19 protein-coding genes and 2 pseudogenes are annotated in these 17,940 nt (G+C 37.0%); 1 reads left to right on the forward strand and 20 read right to left on the reverse strand.

Going from position 1 to position 17,940, the window contains the following annotated elements:
* Positions 1-2: 2 nt before the first annotated feature.
* The 4 genes and pseudogenes from ABWU73_RS04275 to ABWU73_RS04290 form a co-directional block, all read right to left on the reverse strand.
* Positions 3-1,199 carry a hypothetical protein gene (locus ABWU73_RS04275; RefSeq protein WP_264336323.1) on the reverse strand — a complete coding sequence of 399 codons (1,197 nt, stop codon included), beginning with the start codon at positions 1,197-1,199 and terminating at the stop codon, positions 3-5.
* Positions 1,200-1,219: 20 nt separating this feature from the next.
* Positions 1,220-3,166, reverse strand: coding sequence for a DUF4815 domain-containing protein (locus ABWU73_RS04280; RefSeq protein WP_264688624.1), 1,947 nt, complete (start codon positions 3,164-3,166; stop codon positions 1,220-1,222).
* A 6-nt stretch (positions 3,167-3,172) separates the two neighbouring features.
* Positions 3,173-3,859, reverse strand: a complete 687-nt coding sequence (locus ABWU73_RS04285) for a hypothetical protein (RefSeq protein ID WP_264378050.1) — start codon at positions 3,857-3,859, stop codon at positions 3,173-3,175.
* Between the two features lie 20 nt (positions 3,860-3,879).
* Positions 3,880-4,332: pseudogene (locus tag ABWU73_RS04290) on the reverse strand (phage tail protein); the annotation flags it as partial.
* Between the two features lie 79 nt (positions 4,333-4,411).
* Here ABWU73_RS04290 and ABWU73_RS04295 point away from each other — a divergent pair.
* Positions 4,412-5,500, forward strand: coding sequence for an IS481 family transposase (locus ABWU73_RS04295; protein WP_264329420.1), 1,089 nt, complete (start codon positions 4,412-4,414; stop codon positions 5,498-5,500).
* Positions 5,501-5,536: 36 nt separating this feature from the next.
* On the opposite strand, the pseudogene ABWU73_RS04300 reads toward ABWU73_RS04295, so the two are convergent.
* The 16 genes and pseudogenes from ABWU73_RS04300 to ABWU73_RS04375 all read right to left on the reverse strand — a co-directional run.
* Positions 5,537-6,307: pseudogene (locus ABWU73_RS04300) on the reverse strand (phage tail protein); the annotation flags it as partial.
* A gap of 3 nt (positions 6,308-6,310) precedes the next feature.
* Positions 6,311-7,108, reverse strand: coding sequence for a baseplate J/gp47 family protein (locus ABWU73_RS04305; RefSeq protein ID WP_012673241.1), 798 nt, complete (start codon positions 7,106-7,108; stop codon positions 6,311-6,313).
* Between the two features lie 9 nt (positions 7,109-7,117).
* Complete coding sequence (locus ABWU73_RS04310; protein WP_191110937.1) at positions 7,118-7,453, reverse strand: GPW/gp25 family protein; 336 nt, start codon at positions 7,451-7,453, stop codon at positions 7,118-7,120.
* A gap of 5 nt (positions 7,454-7,458) precedes the next feature.
* Complete coding sequence (locus ABWU73_RS04315) at positions 7,459-7,911, reverse strand: PAAR domain-containing protein (RefSeq protein WP_318010167.1); 453 nt, start codon at positions 7,909-7,911, stop codon at positions 7,459-7,461.
* A 39-nt stretch (positions 7,912-7,950) separates the two neighbouring features.
* A complete protein-coding gene (locus tag ABWU73_RS04320) occupies positions 7,951-8,520 on the reverse strand; it encodes a phage baseplate assembly protein V (RefSeq protein WP_205517798.1) in 570 nt (189 codons plus the stop codon).
* Positions 8,510-9,037, reverse strand: a complete 528-nt coding sequence (locus ABWU73_RS04325; protein ID WP_224721422.1) for a hypothetical protein — start codon at positions 9,035-9,037, stop codon at positions 8,510-8,512. Before ABWU73_RS04325 ends, ABWU73_RS04320 begins: the two co-directional genes overlap by 11 nt.
* Positions 9,018-9,506, reverse strand: a complete 489-nt coding sequence (locus tag ABWU73_RS04330; RefSeq protein ID WP_164224822.1) for a phage tail protein — start codon at positions 9,504-9,506, stop codon at positions 9,018-9,020. Before ABWU73_RS04330 ends, ABWU73_RS04325 begins: the two co-directional genes overlap by 20 nt.
* On the reverse strand, positions 9,499-9,819 hold the full coding sequence (locus ABWU73_RS04335) for a hypothetical protein (RefSeq protein ID WP_174516711.1): 321 nt from the start codon (positions 9,817-9,819) through the stop codon (positions 9,499-9,501). Before ABWU73_RS04335 ends, ABWU73_RS04330 begins: the two co-directional genes overlap by 8 nt.
* Positions 9,820-9,902: 83 nt before the next feature.
* On the reverse strand, positions 9,903-10,907 hold the full coding sequence (locus tag ABWU73_RS04340; protein ID WP_164224824.1) for a major capsid protein: 1,005 nt from the start codon (positions 10,905-10,907) through the stop codon (positions 9,903-9,905).
* Between the two features lie 43 nt (positions 10,908-10,950).
* Entirely contained in the window at positions 10,951-11,322 is a 372-nt protein-coding gene (locus ABWU73_RS04345) for a head decoration protein (protein ID WP_164224825.1), read from the reverse strand.
* The gene (locus tag ABWU73_RS04350) at positions 11,315-12,403 is read right to left on the reverse strand and encodes a S49 family peptidase (protein ID WP_236515170.1); all 1,089 of its coding nucleotides are present in this window, start codon (positions 12,401-12,403) and stop codon (positions 11,315-11,317) included. Before ABWU73_RS04350 ends, ABWU73_RS04345 begins: the two co-directional genes overlap by 8 nt.
* Positions 12,400-13,827 carry a phage portal protein gene (locus tag ABWU73_RS04355; RefSeq protein ID WP_264337665.1) on the reverse strand — a complete coding sequence of 476 codons (1,428 nt, stop codon included), beginning with the start codon at positions 13,825-13,827 and terminating at the stop codon, positions 12,400-12,402. Before ABWU73_RS04355 ends, ABWU73_RS04350 begins: the two co-directional genes overlap by 4 nt.
* Positions 13,827-14,051, reverse strand: a complete 225-nt coding sequence (locus ABWU73_RS04360; protein WP_187297528.1) for a gpW family head-tail joining protein — start codon at positions 14,049-14,051, stop codon at positions 13,827-13,829. Before ABWU73_RS04360 ends, ABWU73_RS04355 begins: the two co-directional genes overlap by 1 nt.
* 3 nt (positions 14,052-14,054) lie before the next feature.
* The gene (locus tag ABWU73_RS04365) at positions 14,055-15,878 is read right to left on the reverse strand and encodes a phage terminase large subunit family protein (RefSeq protein WP_341817332.1); all 1,824 of its coding nucleotides are present in this window, start codon (positions 15,876-15,878) and stop codon (positions 14,055-14,057) included.
* Positions 15,875-17,353 carry an ankyrin repeat domain-containing protein gene (locus tag ABWU73_RS04370; protein ID WP_264711408.1) on the reverse strand — a complete coding sequence of 493 codons (1,479 nt, stop codon included), beginning with the start codon at positions 17,351-17,353 and terminating at the stop codon, positions 15,875-15,877. The genes ABWU73_RS04365 and ABWU73_RS04370 overlap by 4 nt, the downstream gene beginning before the upstream one ends.
* A 19-nt stretch (positions 17,354-17,372) precedes the next feature.
* Complete coding sequence (locus tag ABWU73_RS04375; protein WP_264711409.1) at positions 17,373-17,843, reverse strand: hypothetical protein; 471 nt, start codon at positions 17,841-17,843, stop codon at positions 17,373-17,375.
* Positions 17,844-17,940 lie beyond the last annotated feature (97 nt).

Consider the following 17,940-nt stretch of genomic DNA (forward strand, 5'->3'; position numbering starts at 1 on the left):
TTTTATGTTACTATTACTCTGAGATTTTTGACTTTAGGACGATAAATAACCGTTCCACTTAAAACTAATTTTATCCTTGTCTCATTAGCATTAAAATTTGTCAGCACATGAGTTCTCTCTACCCAATTTTCTCCAATTGGTTTTCCTGATGTTAAATTTACTAATTGCCAATCACTGTTGCTTTTTTGTACATAAGCTTTAACATCTGCAGTGCCAGGTATCAGCGCATCGTACGTTATGGTGATTTTAGTATTAGCTCCTGCTGTAATACTTCTTGTAACATAATCTCCTTTTTCCCCTATATTACCCATAACTAGCTGTAACCCAGGATATAGCACTGGACTTTTTTCTCGCCCTCCTTTTAGGCTTGCCTTTACTGTTAGCTCTCCAGATAGTCTTTCACGCAGTGCAAGTGGCAAATTATCAGACAAAAAGTTCTCTTTTCCCTCTTCATCTGTTAAGATAAATTCCACATTGGTATCAAATGCTACTTTTTCGACGTTCGTCAAAACAATTAAATCTGAAGTATTGGTTGCTGTAACTTTTCCCAGATCAATAACGTGAGAATTTTCGCTAAATTTTGCAGCCAAAAGCCGAAACGTTAAATCTAAATTTTGATGTGGAGTCCAGGTGCTTGCATTGCTTGATGAAAGTAATACTCCTACTTGATATGGCTGGCTTGTTACCCAACGGCTATTTACTGCATCATATTTGCCAAGTTCTGCTATTTTTACTGCAGTATCTGCATCATCAGTAAGTAGTACTATTGCATACTCCTCTCCTGCATGGCAAAACACTGGTGACCACTCTATACGTGTTGCTGTGCCATCTATCTTTATATCTTTTGGCTCAATATAGCTTTCAGCAATGACAGTTTGCGAGGGCACTCCCACTGCTGTTTCTCTAATCTGCACAACAACACGTTTTTTGCCTTTATTTACAAACCATAGTTCCACGCCTCCTATGTGCCTACTTTCATTTAGAGTAAATGTTTGCGCTAAAGGATCAACTCTTCTTGCTGCGATAACTCTTCTTCTTTCCTCTATGGTAATTGTTTTTTTACCAGTATAAGTTGCTTCTCCATAACTGCCTTTATCACCGAAGAACTGCACTAACTTAGTCCCAGCAGGAATGTTTCTTGGTACAGTAAATCTTCCTTTTATTTTTCCTCTGTTATCAGCAATAAATGTTGCGATCATGTTTTTCTTTCAAATATTTTCTATGCTTTAGGTTGAATAAAAATTCCATCAAACTTTAATTCCTTAAGCTTTTCACCAGTTGCAAAACCTTCAATCTCAAAATTTTGAGTTGCTTCTCGCATAAATTCAGTTTCGTATGAGGTGCTTGACAGCAGCTCTGTTGTTTCTTTAACATTAAATACTCTAGTTACTGGACTTTTCCAATTCGTGGTAACCTCCGTCCAGTGGTCAATGTTTTTATTTAGAGTAATTTGTGCCGGGACTGGATCAAAAGCTTGATATGGATTAATCTTTTCTCCTTTAGTCTGTAAAAGCTGCTCCAGTACCGGTTCAAGTTCATACGGCAACAAATAAGTTTTTTCTTCCCCATCAATATCAGCAATAGTTACATCTATTGGTAAAATTAGTTCCTTATTTACTATTGCTGCAGACTGTGAAACTCCTTGATCACGCATATCATCGTCAAAAAACGAATCAACAAATACTCCTTTTTTCGTGGTTGGCTCTCTTGAATTTGCATCACTACGTAGACGTTCCTGTGCAACAAGAGCATAAAGATCATTTATTCCTTTTTTCATTGCTTCAAGCTCATTCATCGGTACAGCATGAATAGCATTATTCACTATTTTTACCCCTTCGCCTTTTTTCCACGTCTGATGAATGTAGCAGAGCAAAAGTTGTCCAGAGGGAGCTTTAGGCATCGATGGTCGCCAAGAGTGGGAAATTCCTTTTATTCTTCTTACCACTCCTTTGCTATCGATAGTAATTAAATCATAGCGTGGCATTTTCCAGGTGTAATCAATCAGAACCAAGCTGTTATCAACTGCTCCTTTTACTTTGCATCCCTGTTCACTTATATCTTCAGGGCTTACATGAGTACGACAGCGGTAAGTTATTTGATAACTACTTCCAGGAGCTGGTTCTTTACCTGGTAATGACCAATCAACGTTTCCTGCGTTTAATTTGTAATCTATACTATTTTCATAAATAACATTGCCTTGTTTAACTTGAATAATCTCAAGTACTGCAGAGTCAGGTATCGGATCAATAGCTCCAGAATATGAACCGTGAGTAACAGTAATAGTTTTCTGAACAGTTATATCTACTTTTTTAATTTCACTTATTGGAAAATCATTAACCTTCAGTTCCATTACTCTTTGGCTATTTGGCTGAAAAGTATGTGGCTCTGATTCAACTGATTTTATATCTGGATCTTCATCAAAAGAAATGCGAATACTGTGAGGTAACTCAATCTCATAGCCATCAACATGAGCTTTGCCCTCATTAATCACAAATATTTCTTTTTTACCTTTTTTTACCCCTTCTTCTCCCTTTTCTTCTTTGTGGAGGAACATCACTTCAAGGCCATTTACAACGTAGGAACCATTTGCCTCTTTGTCATAACGAGCAAGAGCTGTAGTTACTATATTTGCTTGTGGTGGCGGTGAGTGTTCTATTAATACTCCATTTTCAATGTTGTAAATTGGGTAAAATTCGCCATTTGTAGAGTTAACAGTAACACTTTCTACTTGGTATCCCCAAATGATGGAAACTTTAAGCCTTGCAGCTCCTACTTCCTGATAGTTTCTTGTACCAACTGCAGGATCACGAAGATTTTCGTCCTCAAGTTCTGTAATCGTAGATTCTAGATAATAAACACCTATACGCACTGTGGTACTCAGTGGAATAACAAACTCTTTTGCTTCTACTTTTCTAACTGCTCCACGAAGATAGATTTTTCCTCCTTCAAGTGTAACTTTACCAGTTTCTCTATCTATAATACAATTGCTTCCTGTTATAACATCACCATCACGAAATATTGCATCGCCTATACCTTTAAGCTTAGAGAGAGCATACTCCTGAGTCTCGTTTAATTCTGCTGACTGTAGACCTCTTCCAGCAAGAAACAAACTTTTTTCGTATTCTTTGTCAGGATTAAAGCGGTTATAATAACTATTTAAGGTCATTTTATTTCAAAAAGTTACAACAAATGAAAAAGTTTCCCGAGTTGCAGATGTTCTGATAAGTGGCACGGTGTGTTCTAAAACTAACAAAATTCCAGGATTTTCCACGTCTTTTGGCTCAAAATATCTCTGCCCAGATGACACTTTTTCCTTTACCTTTGTACCAACCATAACCCCGAGCTCCCTTATTACTTGATTTGCTGCGTCCGTGAAATCGAAAGTAAATTTAAGATAGAGATTATTAGTTGGTACATTAGAGGGTTTAAACCTACCTGTGGGAGTTAGAAGCTCTCCATCATCATCACCAGTACAAAAGAGTATCTCATCAACAACACGACGTCCAACTTCCTTAATTAATGTTGCAGAAGTAATTAGTTCCGGTGGTGTGTCTTGAGTGTACTCTATAGTGATTACGCTATCTGCTATAATTGCACCATTTTCTACACGCTCAATAGTGCCTGAGCTACTATCAACTATATAATCTATGCTTGACTGATAAATTGTTTGCCCTGTATAAACTTTTACATCTTTAATAGTGTGGTGATCTAAACTTATCTTGCCGCCTGCTGCAAAAGTTTTTTCAACTTTGTAGCTGCTTTCCCAGGTAGAATCTCCAGATCCCCAAGCAAGATGTATCGGTTGCTCTTTTATGCTCGCAGCAATAGCTGCTCTGCCTGATTGTGTGAGTACTGACATAGTTGATTGTGCAGTTGATATTATGTATATACAAGATCCGTAGAAAAAACGTCCAATTTTTTTGCAATAATAGGATCAAAATCTTTCCAAGGGCGATTTAAGTGGCGATGTTCATGCCAAGTAACCATACCTGGATAGAATGCTGCTACGTAATTTTCTAGCTCATGAATGGGATCTTTCTGTTTTGAATCTGAATCATTTTTACAATCAACGTGATATTCCACTAAATTAGACTCTATTATTTTTTGATCAGTAAAATTCTTCGCTTCATAGTAATAAGTTATACTAAATCGCTCTAAAATTGGTGTACGTTGAAAATTCCAAATCTGCTCAGAAAGTTTATCTTCACTTAAGTGAAATGTATGCTCTATTTCTTCATAAGTAGTTGATGCAAAACAAGCATTGATATCCCCTAAATTCCAACTATCTGACAATACTATCAATGCTTTAGCAAACTTAATTTCTGGCAATAAACTGTAATAGTTCAGACTTGATCTGACAGGCGAACAAAGTAAGATAAAAATATGAATAAATTTTAAAGGAGTGTCAGATATGAGTACAACACAAGAAAAAATACTAAAACCAAAGTTGGGATTGCTAGAACTTGCAAAGCAATTAGGAAATGTATCACAGGCGTGTAAGGTAATGGGATATTCAAGGGATACATTTTACCGCTTCAAAGAACTGTATGAAAAAGGAGGAGAAGAGGCTTTACACGAGATAAGCAAAAGCAAGCCATTATATGCAAATAGGGTATCGGAGGATATAGAAAAAGCAGTAATTGAAATAGCAATAGAATTTCCAGCGTATGGACAAGAAAGAGCAGCAAACGAACTGAAAAAGAGAGGAATTCTCATCTCTGCAAGTGGAATAAGATCAGTGTGGCAAAGAAACGATCTTGAGAATTTCAAAAAGAGGTTAAAGGCATTAGAAGCAAAAGTAGCTCAAGATGGCATTATCTTAACAGAAGAGCAGATAACAGCTCTAGAGAAGGCTAAGGAAGAAAAAGAGGCCCATGGAGAAATTGAAACAGAACATCCAGGATACTTGGGTAGCCAAGATAGCTATTATGTGGGTAATATCAAAGGTATTGGACGAATTTACCAACAAACCTTTGTTGATACCTACTCTAGAGTTGCTTTTGCTAAGCTTTATACAGAAAGGACTGCTATTACAGCTGCAGACCTTCTCAATGATAGGGTGATACCGTTTTTTGATGAACAGAAAGTATCATTGCTACGCATTTTGACGGATCGTGGTACAGAGTACTGTGGCAGACCTGAAAATCACGCTTACCAGCTGTATTTGGGGGTAGAAAATATTGATCATTCTCGAACCAAAGCTCGTTCTCCACAAACTAATGGCATCTGTGAAAGGTTCCACAGAACTATGCAAGATGAATGCTACAATATTATCTTCAGAAAGAAAATTTACACCTCTTTGGCAGAGCTTCAGCTAGATGTAGACCATTGGGTGCATTCTTACAATAGATCTCGACCGCATTCAGGTAAATATTGCTATGGTAAGACACCTATGCAAACCTTTTTTGATAGTATGCATATTGCTTATCAGAAAAATATTGATAGCATTAAACAGGATGCTGATTTTGGTTTTGACTTTGTCAATTCTTCTGTCAGTTAATTCACGCCTGTCAGATCAAGTCTGAACTATTACAAATAAACTCTGTGGTAGAGGATATAGTGCTTCTAAGTTGTACCACTCATGATTTCTTTCATATGTACCGTTGTAATTCTTCGTGTGAGGCTCTGTCTCTCCTAATGTTGCAACATCTAACCTATATAAATCATTACTGTAACTTCTATCATAATGTGATCTAAAAGTGCCAAATTTAAATCTTGGATTTCCTATTTTCAGCTCAAATGAGTTTTTTCTTCCAAACGATAATACTGGTCCTTCTTTTGCTATTTTTACACCTGAGTAGTCTGAAAGAAGATCTCCAAAAATACTTTCATCTAACATAAACCGCTGAGCATTGTAATAGTCATTGAATATTCGCATTAATCGAGATCTTGCCGGTGCAGAAAGTTTTGCCAGAGCAATTACACTATCGACAAAAAAGTCATTAGGAACATCAGAGATGCCAATTTGAAATTCAGCAAAATGCTCTCCTGGTGGTTCTTCTTGAATGGTAATATTATCAATGTTTGCCCATTTCAGCGCCATCTTCAGTGACTGTGGTGTACCGCGCAAACGTTGAAATCTTATTCCGTTTTGTTTAGCTAAGACCCATTCTTTTAATGCACTCTTAGTAGCTTTCTTACCCCAGGATAAAATTTCTCCCAAGCCGTATTCCGCTACTAGCCACGGCAACATTTCAGTCTGTGGGTTAAATTTAAATCCCCGTAGAGAATTTGCATCAAGAGAATAATTAATTATGTCTGTAAGTATTTGCTCTTGCTTTGAAGCATTTGGAGGAAGTATAACCAATTTTTACCTAACACTTAAATTATTTAAAGTAACGCATTCATTATCTTGCACGACGATGTCTTCTATCGGCTCTGTAAGCTCTATATTCTGCATACCTTCTATAAAGAGGTGGGCAATAATCCATGATCTGGTAACATTCCACCCTAAACCTTTAGCAGATTCAAGATCTTTGATAAATTGTTCCTTTACAGCTTCGATAACATCTTTTGATGCAGTAGGGTAAATATGCACTTTAGCATGAATAGTAATGGGAATAATACCACAGCCAATAACTGTAAGCGTATCTGTTAATACACGAATATCATCACGAATAACGTGATTTCTGACGATCTCTAGCAATTCTTCTGAAGGTACTCCATCATTTTCTGTGGAAAGTATTGAAATCTGTACACTTCCTGGTATAGGTGATACCACTTGCGCATCTTTTACTCTCGTGTCAGCAGATAATGCATGATAGCGATAATGCTCTTTACTCCCTGCTGTTGACCAACCAACAATTTTGGCTTTTACCCGCTTCCTTAAGGATTCATCATTCTCTGACTCCTTTCTCAGCACACCATAAAATTCAGCCAAGTGATCAAGGTCATTACCTCTTGCAAAAGCAAGTAAATTTGCCTGTGCTGCATCATTAATCCTTTGCCTAAGCAAAAGTTCACGCCAGGCTGCTACTTCCAGTATCTTTATTGCTGGATCACTCTCAGTTAGTGCAGAAAAACTTGCATTCCGACGCACTAACTCTTCTTTCATTCGCGAAAAGATTTCCTCAAATTTTAATGTTTCGACAATATTTGGTGTTTTCATCCTACTACCTTATACTATAATACCATCAAGGCGGATCAGCTTTCCATTTGGCAGATAGATTCCCTCTAAAATGAGAGTTACTTTACCTTCTTTTATTTCTGTTATTTGTACACGTTTAAGCTTAAATCGACGCTCCCACTTTTCTAATGCTTCTGCAACTGCTGCATAAAGTTCTTGTGCAAAACCAGGTACAATTGGATGATCTATCAGCTCAAATAACCTTGATCCGTAATCTCGGCGCATAACACGAGTGCCAATTGGCGTAGTTAAAATATCAACTATTGATTGTTTTAAATGCTCTATACCACTTATTGTTTTACCAGTTTCAGAATTCATACCACGCATATCACTTACCCTGCAAAGACATCATTGCTTCCTTGTTCTGCCACTGCTCCACAGGAAATTAGGTCACCAGTACGAGCAATGGCTTTGCCATTTACAAACACTGAATCTGACCCCTCAAGAAGGGATTGACTAGTATGTGGTGGTTTATAAGGGTCTGTTGATGCATGTTGTGACCATTCATCTCCTTGACGATGCACAGGCCTACCATTTACAAACACATTACTGCTTCCTCCTATGCCAGGGCTTTGTAAATAATCTCCATGTTGGTTACACATATCACCAAAACGAACAACTTTTCCCTGTTTTGCCAAACTTAAATCTTTGTCTGATTCTGAAAGTCGTTTTTGCCCTAACAATGAACCTCTTGTTTCCTCCTCTCTTCTTGACTCATCTTCACATCCTGATTCATATCCACTTAATTCTGATGTTTGAGAGGTATACTCAATATCACCAATCATAATACCCTTATCATTATTAGCTCTAACATTTTTCTCCGGCTAGTTTAAATCTATTTTTTTCGCATTTAACTTAATGCCACTCTCAGTAATCTCTAGACTTGAGTTCCCAACCTGTAAGACAATCTTTTCATCAGTTATATTTGAACTTGATTTTCCCGTTTTTAAAATAACTTCCTTACTAGTTACTTCCATTTGCGTTTCTTTCACTGCAAAAACAAGAGCTCCTTCTTCTTTGACAGAAATTGTAAACTTATGACCATTTCGGTCATAGTAAATAACTGTTCCATCTTTAAAAACAAAACCGCTTACTTCTTCCTTACTTCCTTCTGGAATAGGATATTTTTTATAATAAATTGCAGGTAAGACAATCCCTTTGGCAATTTCACCAGATGGCGAAAGTACTATCACCTGTTCTCCAATACTTGGTGCAGACCAACTTCTGTCTTCTCCAGCTCTTGCTGTTACCCATGGCAACCAGTCTGTTAATATATTACCTATCATTTTTACACGTACCTTAGCCGTTCCACAGCCTACTTCTTCGACTGTGCCAACTCTAATCAAGTTATTAAGTTTTATTAGTAAGTTCGCATCTTCAAAACTATTCATCATTTTTGCCAACCTTTACATATTTATGCTTATTAGCAACTCCAATATCAGGCGTAAACCCAATGTAAACAGTACTCGGCGGAATACTACTCTCTGCCCATACTGAATCACCAAGATGTACTTCATGCACCCACTCTACCATCCACACTAAATATGCATCGAGCTCTGGCCTAAAATCATCTCCTCCTCCTGAGATAAATTCTCCTGGTGAAATTTTCTCCACTTTCCAAGTGTTTTTATTTACCACTCTTGCTACTTCTGCCGCCAATGCTCTGACAATAATAGGTGCATTTTCTATTGTGCTATCAATCACAATTCGTGCTTCAAATTTTGCTCTCAGCGCTAATTCTTCTGTTCCTGGATCATGTCCTTTTTCAAAGCCACTAAGTTCTATAAATACTGCTGGTGCTATCAATTCTTTCCTGATTGCTGGATAAACCTCACAAGTTTGAATTGCTGGTATCTCTGCCTTTAGCGTATTACAAATTGCCTCATGTAAATTAGTCCAAAATGCCGTCATAAAATAACTCATGTGTAAAATATTTTTCAAATATCCTTTCAACTTCATAATTAACAAGATTTTCTATTATCCTTGAAGCCTCAGGTTCAAGTGGTAGTTTAACCTCCTGTATCGGTAGTGCTGTTCTTCCTACACGTTTAAAAATACCACGATAGCCTCTTGGCATTGTTGCCATAAATTCATCATTAAATGCTGTTCTTATTTTTGCTTGTTTTATATTTATATCATACAGATATGCTCTAATTAAAACTTTCAAAGTGCTTTTTCTTGACTTGATGATTCTTAGTCTTTTTCTAATTACTTTCAGCCTAATTTGCTTTTCTTCACTGATTTCTCGGACAGCCTGAGATTTTAACCATAGTGCCGTTTTGTTTAGCGCTCTTACCGCTGCCAACTCTACTTTAGCTTTGTTAGCATCAATGTCGTGAGTAATTCTCTCAATGTTTTCATTAACTTCAATTTTAAACATCTTTCTCTCCAAGTACTGTACAGTTTATATTCCAAACTATTCCTGAATTACCTCGCAGTGGCGGAGAATATACTTTATATTTACAACCATCAATAACAAAAATATCTCCCACCATTGGCCTGAGTACATCAAAAACGCTTACCTCAAGAAAAAGCATCTCTCCCACAAATTGTCCTTCACCAATCTCGTATAATTTATCTGGCTGTTGCTTTAGTACTTGTACCATATATGACTTATCCTTTGATTCATACAAAGCTACTTTTCCTAAATGAGCAAAACAATCTTTAAATAATCTCTTAATATTCTCTTGCACATTTCTCCGCTATATACTAACATTTATATGCTAAGAAGAGGTAAAGCATTCTTCTGCCTCACACCGCTTTATATTTGCTCTACCTATGTTGCAACGATCTTGACTAGTATTGCTGGACGGTGGCACATTGGCAGAGGGTTTGACTGCGTATGCAAATCAGTCCCTCTATCAAATCTTCTTGGCTCTTGTTTTGCATAGAGTGGCTGTCCAAGAGTATTCACTGTTTCATTAAAATCTGCTGGTGCAAAATATGTTGTAAATGTGCTTGCTGTTCCTACTGGAAAACAGTGCCCCGTATCCCTTTCTATAAATCTTCTCACGGTTCCTTCAGGATCAGTTGCTTGTCCTCTATATTCCTCAAACGTTATTCCACAGAACGTAAATCCTGACCTCATATCATTTCTTAGCGCTGCTCCTTCTTGCCATCTCTCATATGCTTCTTTCACTTTAGCATGAGAAGTAAGTGCATCAAAAAACTCAGGGCTTACTAAAGCATGAATTCCTGTCATATATTCACCACTTAGATTATCTTCTATGTGCCTCAATACTTCCAGACACTTACGTTTTACATCAGTTATCGCTGCTCCCAGTGCAAAATTTACTACTTTTGGTGTTATTTCAAATTCGTTGTACAGATTTAACAATTCACTGCCATCTGCGTCCAGAATTATTCCTTTCAGCGCTCCCATACGCAAATGCTCCAACGTTATTGCATGTTTATTTCTCATTAGCTGCAAATGGTCAGTTATTACATCTGCCAGCGCTTTAAGTTCACTTTCTGATCCAAATGCTCTTATTCCCTGTACTTCTTCTGGTAACACTACATCATCATGCGGAATATGTGGAATCGTAAATGTTCTTACCTTTCTTTTTCCTCTTTTTCCTACTGTTGCTGGTGCTCCGGGTACTTGCGTTGGTAGTAAACTTAATACTCCATTTTGCTCTTCTATGGTAATATGTCTAAATCTTACTGACCTACTTGGAAATAAATTTAAATTTTCAACCCGTCCATAATTTATCGGCAATATATTCATCGCATTAGTTAGTGCCGTCATACTAAATGCTGTATTTGTAAATGGATTTTGCATTTTTTCTTTTCCCCCTTTGTGTTTTTTATTGTTTAATATAGCTTTAGACTGCTTTACGGATAATGATCCCTCGTGTTTCAAGTTGCTTTATTGCTGCATTTTTCTGCTCTTCAGTGATATTTGCTGGCCATACAACTGCATGATCTGCTAGCATTGCACCGCGAGCAATAATTACTCCTTTAGCATTTTCCTTTGCGTTTACATCACTTGAAATTACTCCTATTGCCGTTTGTGTGCCATCGGTTGCTGTTAGATTTAAGACCCTAATAAAACCATCTTCAGTCTTTTTAGCAACTACTGCACCAAGCTTGAGATTCTGTCCTTTGGCAACAGTTATTTGATCTCGTGAATATAAATTTGATGCTTCATATTTTAGAAGATCACCAAGGTTATTTTGTTCTGTTATACTACTCATTTTGCTTTTCTCCTTTTGTTATATATTTTAAATGCCTACGACTTTTCGCTACCTGCATCATCAACTCTTCTCCTGAATTCTGTGGTATTGTACTTATTATCTCTGTCTTCTTTGTTCTTTCTGCAAGTAATTCCATTAAAACTTCCCTTGCTTGCTCAACACTTACACTCTGCTCAATAAATTCTCCTATTTTCTCTGGCATCTTTGATATATTACATAAACGTATTAATTCAAGAACTTCAGTACGATACTTAGTTAAATTATTAGTTTCTTCTTTTAGGTCAGTTATAGTTTGTTCGTTCATAGTAATACTCCTGTTTTTATTAATATATTTAAACTCTGAAAGAATTGTAATTCCATCTGCAAGACCTATTTCTACTGCTTTCTCGCCAAAATATAGCCCTGCTTCTGTTGATTTGATTGCCTCTACAGAAAGGTTTCTATTGCGTGCTATTAGCTCAACCAGCATTCCATATAAACGATTCACTTCGCTTTTTAGGTTTTCTAAACTCTCAGAAGTTATTGGCTCATGTGGATTTAAATCATTTTTTCTACTTCCTGCAAATACTGTCGTATATTTTATTCCCTGTTTTTCATCAAACCCACTTTGATCTATATGACTTGCTATTACTCCTATGCTTCCTACTCCTGAAGTTCTACTCACAAATACCTTTTCAGCGCTAGAAGCTATAGCGTACGCTGCAGAATATGCATCATCATTTGCTATCGCTATTATCCTCTTTTTTCCCCTTGCACTGTAAATAAAATCAGCAAGGTCAAACACTCCATTGACCTCTCCTCCAGGACTGTCTATATCCAACAGGATTGTTTCTATATCACTATCTTCTATTGCTTGTGTAATTTGTGCTTCTATTTGATTATAGGAAGTCATTCCAAAAATATCATCAAAAGTTTCTGACTTTTTTGTCAAGATTCCATGTATCGGTATTATTCCTCTTTCACTATTTCTTACTGCATGTTTTATATTTTTAAAGATAGGCTGCTTTCCTGTTTGTAGTGACAGTAATTCAAAACTCCTTGGTTCTACCATTACACATCTGTTTAGCCATTGTTGTTTCATATCACCTCTTGATTGGCCGTAACGTCAGAATCAAAACTTAAGCCCAGTTCACTTGCACGTCTTTGATCTTCAGCAATTTCCTGCTCAATTTCTTCTACATCGTAACCCATTTCTGATACTACTTCTGATCGACTCTTAAATCCATTTCTTACTGCCATTTGCTGTGCTTGCTGATCTTTTAGCGGATCGACCCAATCAAATCCCTGTGGTATCCATTTTACTTCTTTTTTTGCTCCTTCTTTTCCCTTTGTCCATTCTTCACCTATGTCTAGTTCTCCAGAAAGTAGTGCTAACTCTAACCATCTATCCCATACAGGACGGCAAAACTGAAATACCATTATGTTATGCTGTAACATTGTACATCTCCTACGAAACTCTATTAATCCTGCTCTGATTGATGAATAATTAACGCCACTTAGATCCCCAGTTAGTTGCTCATATGTTATTCCTGTACCTATTGCTATTGCTCTCAGCTGCTGTCTCATGAATGCTTCATAACTTCCTCCAACATCCGATGGTTCTGAAAATTTTATATCTTCTCCTGGGTCTAAAAGCTGCATTGTTCCAGGCTCTAAACCAGATAGTGCTACTCCTTGCTCATTACTTTCACCTTCTCCTAAAATATTTGCTTCTGGATCGAGTCTCGTAATAAATCCTGCAAACATCGCCGCTGTCTTTTTTCTCACTAGCTCTGCATCATCGTATTGATCAAGCTCATAGAGCTTTAGCAGTATATTAGAAAGCCATGGCTCTCCCCTAATTTGCCCAGGTCTTAGTGGTCTATAGATATGTAAAACATCGTTTGCTGGTACTCTTACTGATTCTCCAAACGTACTTTCACCAGGGTGTTCTTTAAATAGGTAGTATGCTTCCCTTTGCCCAAGTCTATTGAACTCAATCCCGTTTCTTATTACATTACCATTTGCTAAAGTTTGATTTGTTTTATTATCTAAGTGTTCAGATTCAAGCACTTGTAATTGCAACGGTACACACAGACCATCTCCAGGTTTTCTTGTTCTTAACCGTATGAAACATTCCCCGCCTTCTATCATGCTCCTACAAACCAGTGCTTGCAGTCCATAAAAATCATTTACTCCACTACTGTCTGCTTCATCTGTCCATCTCAGCCATAACTCTTGCACTCTTTTCCGAAACTCTGGATCTTTAGCTTTTGATTGCGGTTTTATTCCTGTTCCAATCGAGTTACTTACTATTGTATCAATGATATTTGCTGCATATGGATTTTTTCTTACCATATCACGAGAGCGGCTACGCAAGTGCTCAAGGCTTTGAGAGAGTAAATTATTTATGCTTCCCGTTTCTCCTTGCCAATACATTACCCTTCTTCCTGAGCCAGATGCATCCCAGGCTGAGCTTTTGATTTTTGGCTTGCTAAATAGTTGTTTGAATGATTTTAGTAACATTACAAAACTCCCTTGTTAGTAGCAAAAATAATTTTCCTCTTCGGCTTCATTCCAACAATCTTTAGTTCAGCCTTAATACGTTGTCTTAAGCTTAGTAAATCATTTATATCTACTTCTGCATATCTCACCACATGGTCACCATATGCAATTGATACCACTCGCTCTCCGTTTTGCAGCTTCTTTATCGCTTCTTCAATTTGAACTAAATACTCTTCGTTATACATTTACTACTTGCTGATCCACTTACTTTTCACTATTTTCTTTGATTTTTTACTTTCTGGTTTTTCACTTAAACTATTCCATTTATTTTCTTGCCACCTATCAATTCCAAGCGCAATAGATGCAGCTCTCGCATAAATTCGGCAATCTAGCACTTCATTTCTTTCTCTTACCTTTTGCCACTCCTGTTTGGTGTATCCCTTTACTACCTTGCTGACTAACTGCTCTGCCGTTAGCTGCTTAAAATACTCAGGTGCATACTCGGGAAAATGACAATACCCTGCTGGCACTTTCTCTTCTTCTTTTAAAACATTAAGTAATTGAAAAAGTTCTGACTTTAATATTGATACTCCTACTGGCCAGAGCTTTATTCCTCTTTTCAGCTTTTGCCCACCAACTGTTATATCTACTCTGCTTGGACTGCTAAGTGGTACTAGAGCTTTATTTACACCTTTGACTGCCATTACTCTTCCACAGCCTTGATGACCTCTTATCCAATTGTATACTTCTTGCGTTGCATATCCAGCATCTACTGCCATCATACTTATCATATATTCAAGCCCATTTTCACCGATAAAATGATGATTTAACAGCTCTGAAAGCTTTTTCCATACTTCTCCACTTCCTGTATCTCCTTCAAATACTCGGTAGTCTATTGACCAATTTTCTCTGCCTTTTCCCCAGGCTACAACTTCTACTTCCAAGCGATCTTTTTGAACATCTACTCCTGCTGTGAGAACTACTTCGCCTTTTGGTACTGTGCCAATCTGAAAAAATTCTCTCCTGTTAAATAATTGCTTCCAGTCCGGTACTTCTCCTTTATCTACCCAGGTTTCTCCAAGCGTGGTATTTATCCAAACTTTCAGTAATTGTTCACTTTCCTTTGCATGGAGAAAGTCCTCTACTGCTTGTTGCCAACTATACCAGCCAACTGGACTATAAAGACTTGAAAGATGAAATCCTTTTTTCTCACCTTCTTTTGCCTCTGTAGCTCTCCATTCTCCACGCTCAAGCATCTCTGTCTTTTGATGATTTTCTATCTTTCCGCTACATTCTATGCAAATATAATGTGCTGTTCTCGAATCATTATTTTCCCATTTTATTTGTGACCATTTTAGAACTTGATAGTAATTACAATACGGACATGGTACAAAAAAGTATCTCTTATCTGTTGCTTCAAATTCTTTCTCAATTCTGCTTATTCCATGAATCGTTGGTGTTGATACCAGAAAAATCTTTCGACGTGCAAATGTATTGGTTCGAGCTATGCTGAGTAAAACTGGATCTCCTTCTCCTCCTGAATCTCCTGGATAGGCATCTATTTCATCAAGAAAGAGATATTTTACTGGCATGGATCTAAGTCCTACACTGCTATTCGCTCCAGTTATTACTACTATTCCACCTGGAAACTCCTTACTTTGTACAGTATTGCCTGAGTCTCTTGATCTTGGGTCTTTTACTTTACTCTTTAAACATGGTGTACTCTCTATCAACGGTGCAAATCTTCCCTTCGACCAACGTTTTCCCATTTCGACTGTTGGCTGTACTACTAGCATTGGTCCTGGTGTTTGATCGATGATATAGCCAATCCAATTGTTGCCAGCTTCTGTTCCCCCAATCTGCGCTCCTTTCATGAATACTACTTTCTCCGCTGACGAAGATGGAGATAGTGAATCCATTATTTCTTTTAAATAAGGAGTTCTTTCTGTTCTCCATTTACCTGGCTCTGATGCTGCAGTTGGCGCTAAAACTCGATACTCATTCGCCCACTCTGATACTTTAAGCTCTGGATCTGGTCTTAAACCTTCAGAAAAAGCTCTAGCGTATATCATTGTCTGCATCTACTCATAATTGGTTCTATCTCAATATTGTTAACAGTAGAGTTTATTCCTCCACACTCCTCCAATTCCATAAACATCTTTTTCTGAAATTCGTTTTCTATATATCTTTTGCTCATCTCACTTATCATTATTGCTATAATAAGCGCAAATATCCCTGTTATTGTTGCAAAAATGATTGCACTGCTTATTGTTGTTGCTGTTAACCCTATACATACCGCTATTGCTACTGCACTTACTGAGGTAAAAACACAGATCACATTGTTGTATTTTCTTACTTTTGCATCTCTATGTTCTATACACCTATAATAAACTGGTACAGACTTGCCTATCTCGTCTGGTAATTTGATGCTCTTTTCTTTAAATAAAGTTTTTAGCAACTCTAAATTATTTGACTTGATTGCTAAGTGCAGAACAGGTGTATAATTTGCTCCTTTTGTCAGCAATAACTTTACTACATGTAAATGCCTTTTTTCTGCAGCAAGGTAAATCGGTGATAGACCTTTATTATTTGAAATATCAATATCAATTTCTTCTTTTAAGATAGACTCTACAATCTCAATTTCTCCTCTTTGTGCAGCTAAATGGAGTAGACTATTCTTTTCAGAACCGTATTTATTACTCATCAAAGCCTTCTTTATCTCAGGTTTAGCGTAATCAAATGGTGTCTTGCCGCTATCGTCTTTTACCAGAGGGTCTATATCTTCTCGCGTTAGTAAAACTTCTATTGTTTTAAGTCTTTCAGCATAGTGTAGTGGTGTTTTATTTTCGTAGTCTTGCAAATTGACTTGAGCATTAGGCTCCCTTATTAAGCATTTGAGGATATCCAAACACAAATCTCTTTCATCGTAATTAGTATTACTTACAGCTATATGAACAGGCGACAATTTCATTGAGTTTTGTCCCATACGTGCACTATTTACATCTGCTCCAAGCTTTAGCAGTAACTTTACTATCTCTAACTTTTTATTATTAACTGCATAGTGCATTGGTGTCTGATTTCGCGCATCAAAGACATCTATTTCAGCTTTTCCTTCTCTTATCAAAATCTTTACAACTTCTGCATGTCCTATTCCTGCTGCTAGATGTAATGGCGTATGATGCAGAGCATTTCGTACATTAACGTCAATACCTTTTCCTATCAAATATCTGACTGCATTAACTTCACCTATCATTGCAGCTAAATGAAGTAAACTATCTTGTTCTGACCCGTATTTGTTACTAATTAACGCTTTCAATATTTCTGCTTTTTTCTCTTCTTTGGCGTAATCAAGAGATGTTTTACCTTCATTATCTTCCACAAAAGGATTAATGTTCTTCTTCGTGAGTAACAAATCCACCATACTTAATTCATCAAATTCTATAGCACAATGTAGTGGTGTCTTTCCATTTAATCCTCTGACATTAACATCTAATCCAGGTTGATTAATGAGACACTTTATTAACTCCAAACTTAAGTTATTAGCCATTTTATATTCAAAATCTTTCTTATATTTGAAATTTAGTATTAGATAATTCTTGTAATGAGTTTGTAATCTCTTCAGTTAGCACCATATGAATCTTTTCAGTGTCACTCAGTGATGCAAGCAATGCTGAAACTCTATTTGGAATATTAAGCAAATTATTACGGACAACTCTTGCTACGTTAAATGCTTCAGTTTTTACCTCTTCAATTGACACAAATTTGCCTATTTCAGCTTTCACTTTAGCTTCCAAAAGTTTACCACGTTCGGTTTCATTTTTTATTCGCGTTTTTAGCAATATCGTTGAAAGTATTTCTCCGCGCTCTTTTCTTCTCAGTGGTTGACTTGGATCTCTTATTGCTGCTACCGCTTCATTTGCTTGTTCTCGGTCAATAAGTCCATCTTCCAGCTCAACTATTCCTTTTTTTACTAAAGAACAGACATATTGCCTCGAAAACCCTTTTTCCCTTGCCCATTCTGCTTGCGTAATTCTCACCTTTTTTTTCTCCTTATTTTAGCACTGCTCAGCTATAATTTCGTAAGTAGTTAACATTTGAAATATGTCTAACGCTAAAGAAGGCCCGAGGTCGGGA

Source organism: Wolbachia endosymbiont (group A) of Andrena helvola, assembly GCF_964028415.1.
GTDB lineage: Bacteria > Pseudomonadota > Alphaproteobacteria > Rickettsiales > Anaplasmataceae > Wolbachia > Wolbachia pipientis.

Excerpts from the sequence above, each read along its gene's own strand:
- ABWU73_RS04350 (WP_236515170.1), bottom strand. The coding sequence starts at position 12,403 with ATGAAACAACAATGGCTAAACAGATGTGTAATGGTAGAACCAAGGAGT.
- ABWU73_RS04345 (WP_164224825.1), bottom strand. The coding sequence starts at position 11,322 with ATGAGTAGTATAACAGAACAAAATAACCTTGGTGATCTTCTAAAATAT.
- ABWU73_RS04320 (WP_205517798.1), bottom strand. The coding sequence starts at position 8,520 with ATGATGAATAGTTTTGAAGATGCGAACTTACTAATAAAACTTAATAAC.
- ABWU73_RS04360 (WP_187297528.1), bottom strand. The coding sequence starts at position 14,051 with ATGTATAACGAAGAGTATTTAGTTCAAATTGAAGAAGCGATAAAGAAG.
- ABWU73_RS04280 (WP_264688624.1), bottom strand. The coding sequence starts at position 3,166 with ATGACCTTAAATAGTTATTATAACCGCTTTAATCCTGACAAAGAATAC.
- ABWU73_RS04325 (WP_224721422.1), bottom strand. The coding sequence starts at position 9,037 with ATGACGGCATTTTGGACTAATTTACATGAGGCAATTTGTAATACGCTA.
- ABWU73_RS04355 (WP_264337665.1), bottom strand. The coding sequence starts at position 13,827 with ATGTTACTAAAATCATTCAAACAACTATTTAGCAAGCCAAAAATCAAA.
- ABWU73_RS04295 (WP_264329420.1), top strand. The coding sequence starts at position 4,412 with ATGAGTACAACACAAGAAAAAATACTAAAACCAAAGTTGGGATTGCTA.
- ABWU73_RS04305 (WP_012673241.1), bottom strand. The coding sequence starts at position 7,108 with ATGAAAACACCAAATATTGTCGAAACATTAAAATTTGAGGAAATCTTT.
- ABWU73_RS04365 (WP_341817332.1), bottom strand. The coding sequence starts at position 15,878 with ATGATATACGCTAGAGCTTTTTCTGAAGGTTTAAGACCAGATCCAGAG.
- ABWU73_RS04340 (WP_164224824.1), bottom strand. The coding sequence starts at position 10,907 with ATGCAAAATCCATTTACAAATACAGCATTTAGTATGACGGCACTAACT.
- ABWU73_RS04330 (WP_164224822.1), bottom strand. The coding sequence starts at position 9,506 with ATGTTTAAAATTGAAGTTAATGAAAACATTGAGAGAATTACTCACGAC.
- ABWU73_RS04310 (WP_191110937.1), bottom strand. The coding sequence starts at position 7,453 with ATGCGTGGTATGAATTCTGAAACTGGTAAAACAATAAGTGGTATAGAG.
- ABWU73_RS04285 (WP_264378050.1), bottom strand. The coding sequence starts at position 3,859 with ATGTCAGTACTCACACAATCAGGCAGAGCAGCTATTGCTGCGAGCATA.
- ABWU73_RS04275 (WP_264336323.1), bottom strand. The coding sequence starts at position 1,199 with ATGATCGCAACATTTATTGCTGATAACAGAGGAAAAATAAAAGGAAGA.
- ABWU73_RS04315 (WP_318010167.1), bottom strand. The coding sequence starts at position 7,911 with ATGATTGGTGATATTGAGTATACCTCTCAAACATCAGAATTAAGTGGA.
- ABWU73_RS04370 (WP_264711408.1), bottom strand. The coding sequence starts at position 17,353 with ATGGCTAATAACTTAAGTTTGGAGTTAATAAAGTGTCTCATTAATCAA.